The following is a 12,788-nucleotide window of genomic DNA, read 5'->3' as shown; positions in this document are numbered from 1 at the left end:
AAGGGACTTTAGAATGGGTTCCCTATGATGAGGTTCTAAACAAGCCGACTTGGGAAGGGGACCACACCTTTGTAGAGTGGCTTTTAGAAGATAAACCATTCTTTTCAGCAAAGTTCGTTTATGATGGGGATAAGTTATTGGATACCCAAGTGGATTTCTACGAATAAAGGAGTAAGAAGATGCTAATAATCAAAAATGGTCGTGTCATGGATCCCAAGTCTGGTTTGGATCAGGTTTGTGATGTCTTGGTTGAAGACGGTAAAATTCTTAAAATTGCACCACAAATTAGTGAAGAAGGTGCAGAGGTCATTGACGCAACTGGTCTTGTAGTTGCACCCGGTTTGGTGGATATCCATGTTCATTTCCGTGAACCTGGTCAAACTCACAAGGAAGATATCCATACAGGTGCACTAGCAGCAGCAGCTGGTGGTTTTACGACAGTTGTCATGATGGCTAATACTAATCCAACGATTTCTGACGTAGAGACTTTGCAAGAAGTTCTCCAGTCAGCGGCTAAGGAAAAAATCAATGTTAAAACTGTGGCAACTATTACCAAGAACTTTAATGGCCAAGACTTGACTGACTTTAAGGCGCTTTTAGAAGCTGGAGCCGTTGGTTTTTCAGATGATGGTATTCCTCTTGAAAGCAGTAAAGTAGTCAAAGAAGCATTTGAAACTGCTAAAAAGCTTGGATCCTTTGTATGCCTTCATGAGGAAGATCCAGGCTTGAATGGAATTCTCGGTTTCAATGAAAATGTTGCTAAAGAACACTTCCATATCTGTGGAGCAACAGGAGTGGCTGAGTATGCTATGATTGCACGTGATGTTATGATAGCTTATGCAACTAAGGCTCATGTCCACATTCAACATTTATCTAAAGAAGAGAGTGTCAAAGTTGTCGAGTTTGCTCAGAGTCTAGGTGCTCAAGTAACAGCAGAAGTAGCACCGCAACATTTCTCTAAAACTGAAGCTCTTCTCTTGACTCAAGGAAGTAACGCAAAAATGAACCCACCTTTACGCTTGGAATCAGACCGCTTGGCAGTTATCGAGGGACTCAAGTCAGGTGTCATTTCAGTAATTGCGACTGACCACGCGCCTCACCATGTCGATGAGAAGAATGTCGAGGATATCACCAAAGCACCTTCAGGTATGACAGGACTTGAAACTTCCATGTCACTTGGTTTAACTTACCTAGTAGAAACTGGGGAATTAAGCTTGATGCAGTTGTTAGAAAAAATGACTGTTAATCCAGCTAAATTGTATAATTTTGAAGCAGGTTACTTAGCTGAAAATGGGCCAGCCGATATTACCATTTTTGATGCTAAAGCAGACCGTATCGTAGGATCACATTTTGCTTCAAAAGCATCTAACTCACCATTTATCGGTGAAGAGTTAAAAGGTCAAGTCAAATATACTATCTGTAAGGGGCAAATCGTTTACCAAGCAGATTAAAACTTTATAACAGAATTCTAACTATTTAATATCGTTATTGTATGGTTAACTAGAAAGAGCAGGTATGTATTCAACACAAAATAATCAAGAAAAAATTATCTTATTTTTAAAAATCTTTTTTCCCATCTTGATTTATCAATTTGCTAATTATTCTGCGTCCTTTATAGATACAACCATGACTGGGCATTATGATACGCTTAACTTAGCTGGAGTCTCTATGGCAACAAGTCTTTGGAATCCCTTTTTTACATTTTTAACTGGGATTGTTTCTGCTTTGGTGCCAATTATCGGACAGCACCTTGGTCAAGGGAAAAAGAATGAAGTTGCATCGGATTACTATCAATTTATGTATCTATCCCTTGGATTATCTCTCATACTTTTTGCTTTAGTATTTCTAGCAGCTCCAGTCGTTCTTCATCATATGAGCTTAGAGTCTGCTGTTGAAAATGTAGCGATTCGTTATCTACGTTTGTTAGCCATTGGCATTATCCCACTTTTATTATTTAGTGTAGTACGTTCGCTTTTAGATTCCTTAGGATTGACAAATCTTTCCATGTACTTGATGCTTTTATTGCTTCCTCTAAACAGTGGATTTAATTATTTGTTGATTTATGGCAAATTAGGATTTCCTGAGTTAGGTGGAGCTGGGGCAGGACTAGGAACTTCACTGGCTTACTGGTGCGTCCTATTCATTTCTCTTTACGTTATACAAAAACAAGAGAGGCTCAAGGAGTTTAAACTAAATAAAATTTCTCCTTTAAATTTAGAAAAGATAAAGGAAGGTATCGTCTTAGGATTACCAATAGGTGGTACTGTTTTTGCAGAGGTTGCTGTTTTTTCAGCTGTTGGCTTAATAATGTCAAAATTTTCATCAATCATTATTGCTAGCCACCAATCAGCTATGAACTTTTCTAGCTTAATGTACGCATTTCCTATGAGTATTTCTACAGCTATGGCAATCGTAGTCTCATATGAAGTTGGTGCAAAACGATATAATGATGCTAAACAATATATTCGCATAGGTCGTTTACTAGCATTCGTTTTTGCTTTCTTAACTCTTTCCTTTCTTTATTTATATAGAGAAGCAGTAGCAGGACTTTATGGCCAAGATCCAGATTTTATTGCTCTAACGGCAAATTTTTTAACCTATAGTTTATTCTTCCAACTAGCAGATACATTTGCAGCTCCACTTCAAGGTATTTTGCGTGGTTACAAGGATACAGTTATACCGTTCTATCTTGGTATTCTAGGTTACTGGGGAGTAGCAATACCCCTTGGTTTAGCTTTAGATTTCTATACTTCATTAGGAGCTTATGCTTATTGGATTAGCTTAATTGTTAGCTTAATTATTAGTGGTATCCTATATCAATGGCGCCTGAAATACATTTTAAAGATAATTTCTCAATAAAAGAAATCTGTCTAATATATCAAAAAACCCTAAACTAAGTTTAGGGTTTTTTCGTAATTTAAATTATGTAAAACTCACAAACTATCTAAAGCATTTTTTTGTTCGTCGTTAACAATATGGGTATATAAGTCTGTGACTTGTGTGCTTGCATGTCCAAGTTGATGACTGACCAAAACTTGTGATTTTGTTGCATCATATAGACGAGTTGCCAGGGTATGGCGAAGTTTATGGGGTGTTACACGGACTTTGAAATCTTCAGAATACTTGGCAACCATTTTTTCTACGCTAGAAGCATCAATTCGATTAGGAACACCACGATAAAGGGTTAGGAATAAAGCGGTATCTTTTTTTTCTGTCTTGTACCTTTTATCTCGAATGGCAAGATATTGTTCAAGATATGGTTTTGCAAATGCAGCAATATTAACAGAGTCTCGTTTACCGCCTTTTCTTGTGACTTCAATAACCATCATCTTAAGGTTCAAATCTCTTAAATCAAGATTGACTGCTTCAGATAAACGAACTCCTGAAGCCAAAAGTAGTGCAATAATAGCTAAATCACGCTCTTTGTTCTTATTAAAAGAAGATAAGGCCCGATTTGAGAGACTTTTAGGATATTCCAGGTCTATATAATTTAAAAAACCTTCAGTTTCATCTCCAAGAAATAGTTTTTGCTTAATATTCTCAGCTCTAGCTGCTAAGGTTTCTTTCTTTTTCTTGGTTGCAACCTTTTTCATAACATTACGATAGAAATAGGGTTCTCCCTGGTCGTTTTCAACTTCCTCTGTAAGATATTTATATAGACTTGATAAAGCTGATAAGGTACGATTAATTGTTGTTTGGGATACACCTTGTTTAGTTGTATTTGCATTCAGTAAGGGTCTTTCCCGTAAATATAGGATAAAAGATTCTAGATCTTTTTTTGTTAGATGCTCTAAAACAGATAAAGGAATATCAGCCATAGAATTAGCATCCGAGATACCAGATTCCAAAATCCAGGTAAAAAATCGGTCGTATTCCTTTAAGTATTCATATAATGTTGTAAAACTATAAGGAACAGCCAGTTTAGATTGATAATATTCCAACACGTACCAAGGCATCAGTTGTTTAAGTTTGTCGATGCGTTCCAGTAAAATCTCACGTTTCATCTATATTCTCCATAAATAAGTCTACTAGTAGTATAGCATAGCTATATATATTTTTCAAGAAAATTATAGTTTTTCGGAAAGATATTATAGGGGAGATTTAGGAATGTTCAAATAAGCTATACAATTCTAAAAACCGTCTAGATCCGCTAAGTGAATAATTGATTATTAATTTATTGACTTAAAAATTTCTAAAGCTTCTACAGTTTAATCGATTACAATATCAAAACTCGATACCATTATTTAGGAATCGAGTTTTGATTCATTTGATTTGGTCTATCATTTTAATTACTAATTTTTGACCAACTATATATACGGAGACATAACATAAGTTATGTAAACTACTAATTCTACAACAATAAATCTCTAACATTTCCAATTTCATTTTTTGGAATTACCAAATGAATCATGTCACCTAGATACATTCTTGTTGCGCCATTAACGGTTTGACTTTTTCCATTATGTATTTGTGTTGTAATGAGGACATTTGCAGGTAAGTTAAGCTCATGCACTTGTTTACCAGCTATTTTCTCAGATACTGGGATTTCTATTAGGGTGACTTCTCCATGATCATCTACTTCTTCAGGAAGCATTTTTTCTAACATGGCTTCATATACTGGAGCCCCTTTTAGTAAATCCATGATAATGTATGCCACCAATGTTACAAGACCTAGGGGCATAAGATTACGAATATCACCAACCATTTCTGTTACCAGAATCATTGCTGTTAAAGGAGCTTTAGAAATAGCGCCAAAGTATCCGCTCATACCGAGTATGATGAAGATTGGAAATTGTTCTTGACTAATCAAACCAAAATGAAGACAAATTGTACCAATTAGTGCACCTAAAAGTGATCCAAGCGCTAAAATTGGTAGAAAAATTCCTCCTGGAAGTCCACTTCCGTAACTAATCATACTCCAAATAAATCGAATAATAAAGTATGCTAACAAAGCCTGGAAGGTAAAGCTTTTCTCAGTTAATGAAAGAATTAATTGGTTCCCTCCTCCTAAGATTTGAGGGAGATATAATCCAATTGGAATGATAAGGATAAAAGCAAGTAAAGGGTAATAAGCTCGGTCAAGATGAAGATTTTTTCCAATCCAATCATAGACTAGAGAAACATTTAGGACAGCCTTCTCGTATAGATAACCTGACACACCTAGAATAATACCCATCACTAGATAAATCCAATATTGATCCAGACTCATCTGAGGAATATGGTCAGGCATATCTAAAACAGGTGTTAGACCAAACATTAATAGTGAAACAAAGTTTGCTACAAGACTAGCTGCCAGGGTAGAAACCCAGAAAAATCTTGAAAAATGATGATAAACTTCTTCTACAACAAAAAGGAGACCAGCTATAGGTGCGTTAAAAGCTGCTGCAAGTCCAGCTGCGGCACCACTCGCTATCAGGGAACGCTCTTCAACAGGGCTAGCTTTTAACCATTTGGCAATCCCTTTTCCACCAACAGCTCCTAGTTGTATACTTGGTCCTTCACGACCCAACATGAGTCCGCTTGCTATTGCTAGAGTTCCTAGGATATATTTTTTCCATAGAACACTCCACCAATTAAGAGACATCAGACCTTTTAACTCAGCTTCAACTTGAGGAATTCCTGAGCCCTTGATATCTTTTTCAGACCTTGTTAATTTTGCACTTAACCAAATAATAAAGATGTATAGAATACCTATGATTGATAAGCTCTTTAACCAGTTGGACTGGTCTTTATAGAGGTATTGGACAAAATGGAAAGTTTCTTCGATAAAGAATCGGAATGACCCTACAATAACTCCGACTATAAGACCAACTAATATTCCTCGAGCAACCTGTGACAAGATAGAGCTCGAAGCAAACTCAAATTCATTTTTTGACCTCAGTTTACGTGATGATTCCTCCATAAAACCTTCCTCTGTATAAACTTTATTTACCTTTTGTTACTAATGACTTAATCGGTTCAAAGCTAGTTCTGTGAATTGGTGTAATACCTAGTTTAGCGATACCTTCCAAGTGTTTAGTTGTTCCGTAACCCGCATTTTGACCAAAATCATAACCTGGGAATTCCTGGTCATAATGGTTCATCAAATTATCTCTAGTTACCTTAGCAATAATGGATGCTGCAGCTATAGATAAAGAATTAGCATCTCCCTTTATAATAGATGTCTGTGAAATAGGTAAGTCCAACTCCATGGCATCAATTAATAAGTGTTCTGGCTTAATCTGCAATTGAGATACAGCTTCTTTCATGGCTAGTTTAGTCGCTTCATAGATATTAACTTTGTCAATCACTTGGTTATCCATAATACCAATACCTATTGCTAAGGCTTTCTCTTTGACAGCCTGAAAAATTTCCTCGTGTTTTTTCTTTGGAATTTTTTTACTGTCATTCAAGCCTTTAATCTTGCAATTTTGAGGTAAAATTACTGCAGCAGCTACTACTGGACCAGCTAGAGGACCACGTCCAACCTCATCTACACCAGCAATCAGTTTAATCCCTTGAGCATAAAGTTCTTTCTCATAAGATAACATAGATTCCAAACGACTATTTTCGTCAATTTCAGCTTGGATAGCTTGTTTTCGTTTTTGAATTTCCTTTTGGACACCTGAACGAGAATCTTTTTCTAATTCTTTAAAGACTGGATTATCTAAGTCTTTTATAATTGCTAATTCTTCTTTTATTTCTTTAATCGTTGCCATTGAGATCATCCAATGTATCTAAGGTGTAGTTACCTAGTTTTCCGTCACGAACTTCTTTAACAAAAAGATTATAGAAGCGATCGTAATCATCACGGAAACCAAGGTTACGTGTCATATCCATAATGATCTCTGGAGCTTCATCTTCCAGATTCATTTGTTTAAAGCGTTCTTGCAGTCTTTCCGGATAATGATTTTTAAAATAATTGATACCAAAAATAGTTACTTCATCCATTGGAAGCAATTGGTCTTTGATAGCTCCAGTCAATGCAAGCTTGAGTGCAACAGTTTCATCTTCAAATTTTGGCCAAAGAATACCAGGAGTATCCAAGATTTCAAGATCTTTATTGGTTTTAAGCCATTGTTGACCCTTAGTAACACCTGGTTTATTACCAACAACAGCGATTTTCTTACCAGCTAAACGGTTCATCAGTGTTGATTTACCAGCATTTGGAATACCGATAATCATGGTACGCAAGGTTTCAATTTGGATACCACGCTCTTTTTGACGAGCAATTTTATCTGCCATAAGCTTTTTGGCTGCGTCTGTAACCACTTTAACTGTAACTTGCTCTTTTGAATTAATGGCTAGTGTTTGGATTCCTTGTGCTTCAAAGTGTTGACGCCACTCTTTCGTTAAAATTGGATCTGCAAGATCTGCCTTGTTTAAAATTAAGAGTCTTGGCTTATCTCCTACAATTTTAGTTAGCATTGGATTTTGACTTGACAAGGGTAAACGTGCATCTACCAAAATAGTCACAAAATCAACAAATTTTAAATTCTCCTGGACCTGTCTTCTTGCTTTGGACATGTGACCAGGAAACCATTGAATAATAGCCATTCTATTTCCTTTTCTTCATACAAACTTAATTAATAAATCATTGATGATCACTGTCTATTTTACCATAATTTAGCTAGATTTGCAGAGGCTTTGTTAGTTAAAAGACTCAAAAAGCCCCTCTCAAAAAGTGGGGCTTTGGAAATTTTATTGGTGAATCGCTTGTGCAGCAGTGATGAGTGTAAGGTTATACACGTCATCTGAGCTACATCCACGTGAAAGGTCATTAACTGGCTTATTCAAACCTTGTAAAACAGGTCCTACAGCTGAGAAACCACCTAGACGTTCTGCAATCTTGTAACCGATATTTCCTGCTTCGATACTTGGGAAGATGAAGACAGTTGCTTGTCCAGCCACTTTACTTCCTGGAGCTTTCAAAGCTGCTGTTTCAGGGTGGAAGGCAGCGTCAAATTGCAATTCTCCATCAATTTCAAGGTCAGGACGCAATTCGTGTGCACGTTTAGTAGCTGCTACCACTTTATCAACGTTTTCACCGAAACCAGAACCTTTACTTGAGTAACTCAACATTGCAATTTTTGGCTCGATACCAAACATTTTAGCTGTGATTGCTGAGTTAATAGCAATTTCAGCTAGGGCATCTGCATCAGGATTAATGTTGATTGCACAGTCTCCGAAAAGGTAACGTTCTGAACCACGAGTCATCAAGAAAGCACCTGAAGTACGAGTTACATTTGGACGAGTTTTAATGATTTGAAGTGCTGGACGAACTGTTGCAGCAGTTGAGTGAAGAGCACCTGAAACCATACCGTCTACCAAGCCCATATATACTAGCATTACACCAAAGTAGTTTACATCTTCACGTAAGAGTCTAGCAGCTTCTTCTTCTGTTATCTTACCGTTACGACGTTCTACAAGAGAAGCAACCATATCGTCAAATTTAGCGTAATGATCTGGGTCGATGACTTCATAACCCTCATGAATTCCTTCGATTTCAAGGTAGATTTTGATTTTTTCAGGTTTACCAAGCAAAACTGGGATAACATCTGTTTCTTTAACCAAACGTTTTGTAGCTTGGAGGATACGGGGTTCTTTCCCTTCAGGGAGAACAATGCGTACATTTTTACCAACTAGGTTGGTTTTTAGACTTTCAAAAACTTCCATGAGTTTTCTCCTTTAATATTAATTAATTGATAACTTAGTTATTAAATTCTTAAAATCATCTGGCAGTGGGGATGATAGTTCCAACTGTTCTTCAAGAAATGGATGATAAAAAGATAAGAAATGGCAATGTAGAGCTTGACGCTGTATGCCATGCTCTAGACTTCCACCATAGAGGTCATCCCCAAGTAAGGGAAAACCAATATGTGAAAAATGAACACGAATTTGGTGTGTTCTCCCAGTATGCAATCGAATATCGACTAAATGGATATCTCCATAGGATGCTATAATCTTGTATTCTGTATGAGCATATTTACCACCCTTTGCTACCCTCCTTGTGATGATAGAATCTTCGTCTCTCGCAATGGGAGCTATGATATTTCCTTCTGGCTCTAAAACACCTGCTCCTTTTACAAGAGCAAAGTACCGTTTTTCGATACTTTTTTTCTGAAGTTGTTTATCTAGCCTTGCATGAGCATATCCATGTTTAGCAAATAGCATCAAACCAGATGTATCTCTATCTAGCCTAGTTACAATGTGAACTTGCTGATTCTCGTAATTTTGTTTTACATAGTAACCTTTAATAAAATTAGCAATGGTATTGGAGTGATTAACACTAGGAATAGAAGCCACACCAAATGGTTTATTTAGAATTAGAAAGTGGTCATCCTCAAACAAAATATCCAAGGGATAATCTATGGCTTCCAGTGTTTCAAACCCTTCCTCTGGAGGAATGTCAATGACTACTTGATCCCCAATATCTAATAAATAGGTTGCATTTTGTGATTGGCCATTAACTCGAATATCTCCACCTCGAAATTTAATTTTAGCCAACAAGCCTTTGGAAACTTCATGTTTTCTGAGAAAGGTTTTTACCTTAACGTGCTCATCAGCAATAAACTCAAATCTCATTGCTCATCAACCTCGCCGATAAAGGCATCCTTTACACGGTTCCAGAAACTCGTGTGACTTGGAGTAGCCACGAAGTGAATCTTGTGGTGATCAATCTGGTATTCAATTCTTTCGATATTACGGAAAGAGTAAATACTGTTGTCAATAGAAATCGTATGAAAGTCATTTCGAATTGGAATAACTTCAATTTTATCCTTTTTAGGCACGATGATTGATGAACCTAAGGTACGATAGATCCGATTATTAAGGCTAGCTATTTCAGCTAATTGAAGCGCTTCAATCGTCGGATGTAAGACTGCTCCTCCGAGTGATTTATTATAGGCTGTACTTCCTGTTGGAGTTGATACAGTCAATCCATCACCTCGAAAGCGTTCGAAGGGGACGTGATTTATCACGACATCAGCAACCATAGTTCGATCTGCTCTACGAATACTAGCTTCGTTTAGAGCACGGAAGATTTTAACTTCACCATTTTCTAGATAAATTTTGACATTTAATAATGGATACGAAACCTTAGCTCCTGTATCCAACTGTAAATTAGTAACTAGCTGATCTAATTCAAAGTCTCTATAATCAGTATAGAAACCAAGATGTCCCGTATGAACCCCAACAAAACGAACCTTATCTAACTGATCTTCATACTTGTGAAAAGCAGATAGAAGCATTCCATCTCCTCCAATGGAGATAACAATATCAGGATTTTTATCGTTAAGTATAAAATTATGCTTCTTCAAACGATCCTTGAGTTCGTACAACACTTTTCTACTTTGAGGTTTACGGTTGGCGATCAGATCAACCCTTTTACCTGTATTCTTCATCTGTATCGTCACTATTTCCTACCCCGTCATTTAATTTCCGATGCAAAGGATCAAAGAGTGCTTGTGCTTCTTGAATGTCATCTCGAATCTTGCTCATTTCCTCATCTAGCTGGTGAGAAATTCTAGCTGTTATTTCCAAGCGTTCTTTTATTTCCTCTGGAAAATCTCCTTGATACTTATAGTTGAGAGAGTGTTCAATTGTAGCCCAAAAATTCATGGCCAAGGTACGGATTTGAATTTCAGCCAAAATTGTCTTTGAACCATTAATCGTATCAACTGTGTACTCGATGATTAGATGATAAGAACGGTATCCTGAAGGTTTACGATGTTTGATGTAGTCACGTTCTTGGATAATTCTCATGTCCTGTCTTTTATGCAGAATTGAGACAACTTCCTGAACGTCATCTACAAACTGAACCATAACTCGTAAGCCAGCGATATCTTGTAAATCTTGTTCTAAGGTATCATAGCTAATTCCACGACGAATCATTTTTTCTTTGATACTTTCGATAGGTTTAACACGTCCCGTTACAAACTCAATTGGTGAATGTCTATTTTGCTTACGGTACTGTTTTCGAATCCCTCGTAGTTTAATTTTTAACTCGCCAACAGCTTGAATGTAAGGATCTAAAAATTCTTCCCATTCAGTAATCATATATGTTATAGATTCACCTCTCTTTAGCTACAATATTCATTTACTCTTTGATTTTCATGCAAAAATCATATACAATAAATACAGTTATTATTATACCATAAATCGCTTTCAAACAAAATAAAAGGTTCTCAAAATGAAACATTTAGAAATAGAATTAAAAACTCTTCTAAAAAAAGAAGACTATATAAAATTAAAAGAATATTTTTCGGATATTACTCCTATTACGCAAAACAACTACTACATAGATACTTGTGACTATAGGCTACGTAGCAATAAGATAGCCATGCGTATTCGGACTTTTGAAGATAGCGCTGAATTAACTATAAAAATTCCTCAGGCTGTAGGCAATATGGAATACAATCAAGAACTTAACCTTGAACAAGCTAAGGATTCTATAGAACAAGCTCTTATACCGGATGGTTTAGTACTTCAAGAATTAAATAATCGTGGTATTCAAATTACAGAATGGCTTGTTTTAGGGTGTTTAACGACCGTTCGTTTTGAAAAAGAGACGGACATTGGTTTGATGGCTCTTGATGAAAGTCACTATTTCGATGTTACTGATTATGAACTCGAATTAGAAGTTGCTGATGAGGCTAAGGGAACTATGGATTTTCAATCTTTTTTAGAAAAGAATCATATAGAATACCAGAAGGCACCATCTAAATTAGTTCGATTTATAGAAAAAAGCAAAAAAGACTGAAAATATAAACTTTTTTTGGTAGAATAGAAGGGATAAAAATAATTGAAATCTTTTTCATTTGAAAAAGATTCAGATAATTATAGAGGACGGTTTATCAATGTCAGATACAAAAAACATGAAGCTTTTCGCTCTCAACTCAAATAAGGAAATTGCACAAAAGATTGCAGACGCTGCTGGAGTACCTCTCGGTAGAATTTCTTCTCGTCAGTTCTCTGATGGAGAAATTCAAGTCAATATCGAAGAAAGTGTTCGTGGATACGATGTTTATATCATTCAGTCTACTTCTTATCCTGTTAGCGACCATTTGATGGAACTTTTAATCACAGTTGATGCCTGTGTTCGTGCAAGTGCAAACACTATTAACGTTGTTCTTCCGTATTTTGGGTATGCTCGTCAAGACCGTATCGCTTCTTCCCGTGAACCTTTGACAGCTAAACTAGTTGCTAACATGTTGGTGAAAGCAGGCGTAAGCCGTGTACTAACTTTGGACTTGCATGCTGTTCAGGTGCAAGGCTTCTTCGATATCCCTGTTGACAATCTATATACAGTTCCTCTATTTGCTAAACACTATTGTGATAAAGGACTTGTTGGACCAGATGTGGTTGTCGTTAGTCCAAAAAATTCTGGTGTTAAACGAGCACGTAGCCTTGCTGAATACCTTGATGCTCCAATCGCAATTATCGACTATGCTCAGGATGATTCAGAACGCAACCAAGGCTATATTATCGGTGAAGTAGAAGGTAAAAAAGCTATCCTAATTGATGATATTTTGAATTCTGGTCGTACTTTCTCTGAAGCAGCTAAAATTGTTGAAAGAGAAGGTGCTACAGAGATTTATGCAGTTTCAAGCCATGGACTATTTGTTGATGACGCTGCAGATTTATTGGATGCTAGCAATATTAAAGAAATCCTTGTTACTGACTCAGTGGCTACTCAAGGTAAAACCCCTAAGAATGTAAAATACATCACTGCAAGTGAGTTGATTGGTGATGCTATGGTACGTATTCATGAGAGAAAACCAGTTAGTCCACTATTTAAATAAATAGAA

General features: G+C 36.5%; 12 protein-coding genes and 1 pseudogene. 5 read left to right on the top strand and 8 right to left on the bottom strand.

The window, feature by feature from the left end; all coding sequences use genetic code 11:
- From PAN07_RS02575 to PAN07_RS02565, 3 genes and pseudogenes are all read left to right on the top strand, one after another.
- Positions 1 to 167: pseudogene (locus tag PAN07_RS02575) on the top strand (DNA mismatch repair protein MutT); the annotation flags it as partial.
- Positions 168 to 179: 12 nt separating this feature from the next.
- The gene (locus PAN07_RS02570) at positions 180 to 1,451 is read left to right on the top strand and encodes a dihydroorotase (RefSeq protein WP_269796926.1); all 1,272 of its coding nucleotides are present in this window, start codon (positions 180 to 182) and stop codon (positions 1,449 to 1,451) included.
- Between the two features lie 64 nt (positions 1,452 to 1,515).
- Complete coding sequence (locus PAN07_RS02565; RefSeq protein ID WP_269796925.1) at positions 1,516 to 2,859, top strand: MATE family efflux transporter; 1,344 nt, start codon at positions 1,516 to 1,518, stop codon at positions 2,857 to 2,859.
- 74 nt (positions 2,860 to 2,933) lie between these two features.
- On the opposite strand, the gene xerS is transcribed toward PAN07_RS02565, so the two are convergent.
- The 8 genes from xerS to PAN07_RS02525 form a co-directional block, all read right to left on the bottom strand.
- The gene (gene xerS, locus PAN07_RS02560; RefSeq protein ID WP_269796924.1) at positions 2,934 to 4,004 is read right to left on the bottom strand and encodes a tyrosine recombinase XerS; all 1,071 of its coding nucleotides are present in this window, start codon (positions 4,002 to 4,004) and stop codon (positions 2,934 to 2,936) included.
- A 347-nt stretch (positions 4,005 to 4,351) separates the two neighbouring features.
- Complete coding sequence (locus PAN07_RS02555; RefSeq protein ID WP_269796923.1) at positions 4,352 to 5,902, bottom strand: chloride channel protein; 1,551 nt, start codon at positions 5,900 to 5,902, stop codon at positions 4,352 to 4,354.
- A 22-nt stretch (positions 5,903 to 5,924) separates the two neighbouring features.
- Positions 5,925 to 6,698 carry a ribonuclease HII gene (locus tag PAN07_RS02550; protein WP_269796922.1) on the bottom strand — a complete coding sequence of 258 codons (774 nt, stop codon included), beginning with the start codon at positions 6,696 to 6,698 and terminating at the stop codon, positions 5,925 to 5,927.
- On the bottom strand, positions 6,685 to 7,536 hold the full coding sequence (ylqF, locus tag PAN07_RS02545) for a ribosome biogenesis GTPase YlqF (protein ID WP_269796921.1): 852 nt from the start codon (positions 7,534 to 7,536) through the stop codon (positions 6,685 to 6,687). Before ylqF ends, PAN07_RS02550 begins: the two co-directional genes overlap by 14 nt.
- A 144-nt stretch (positions 7,537 to 7,680) precedes the next feature.
- Positions 7,681 to 8,655, bottom strand: a complete 975-nt coding sequence (gene pta / locus PAN07_RS02540; RefSeq protein WP_075567570.1) for a phosphate acetyltransferase — start codon at positions 8,653 to 8,655, stop codon at positions 7,681 to 7,683.
- Between the two features lie 18 nt (positions 8,656 to 8,673).
- Entirely contained in the window at positions 8,674 to 9,564 is an 891-nt protein-coding gene (locus PAN07_RS02535) for an RluA family pseudouridine synthase (protein ID WP_269796920.1), read from the bottom strand.
- Positions 9,561 to 10,382 (bottom strand): NAD kinase, encoded by an 822-nt coding sequence (locus PAN07_RS02530; protein ID WP_269796919.1) that lies wholly within the window; start codon positions 10,380 to 10,382, stop codon positions 9,561 to 9,563. The genes PAN07_RS02535 and PAN07_RS02530 overlap by 4 nt, the downstream gene beginning before the upstream one ends.
- Positions 10,366 to 11,037, bottom strand: coding sequence for a GTP pyrophosphokinase family protein (locus PAN07_RS02525; protein WP_269796918.1), 672 nt, complete (start codon positions 11,035 to 11,037; stop codon positions 10,366 to 10,368). The genes PAN07_RS02530 and PAN07_RS02525 overlap by 17 nt, the downstream gene beginning before the upstream one ends.
- A 133-nt stretch (positions 11,038 to 11,170) precedes the next feature.
- Here PAN07_RS02525 and PAN07_RS02520 point away from each other — a divergent pair, with 133 nt between their 5' ends.
- Complete coding sequence (locus tag PAN07_RS02520; RefSeq protein ID WP_269796917.1) at positions 11,171 to 11,740, top strand: CYTH domain-containing protein; 570 nt, start codon at positions 11,171 to 11,173, stop codon at positions 11,738 to 11,740.
- A 97-nt stretch (positions 11,741 to 11,837) separates the two neighbouring features.
- A complete protein-coding gene (locus PAN07_RS02515; protein ID WP_269796916.1) occupies positions 11,838 to 12,782 on the top strand; it encodes a ribose-phosphate diphosphokinase in 945 nt (314 codons plus the stop codon).
- Positions 12,783 to 12,788 lie beyond the last annotated feature (6 nt).

This window comes from Streptococcus sp. SM5 (assembly GCF_027497975.1).
This window is presented reverse-complemented; position numbering and strand designations above follow the sequence as displayed.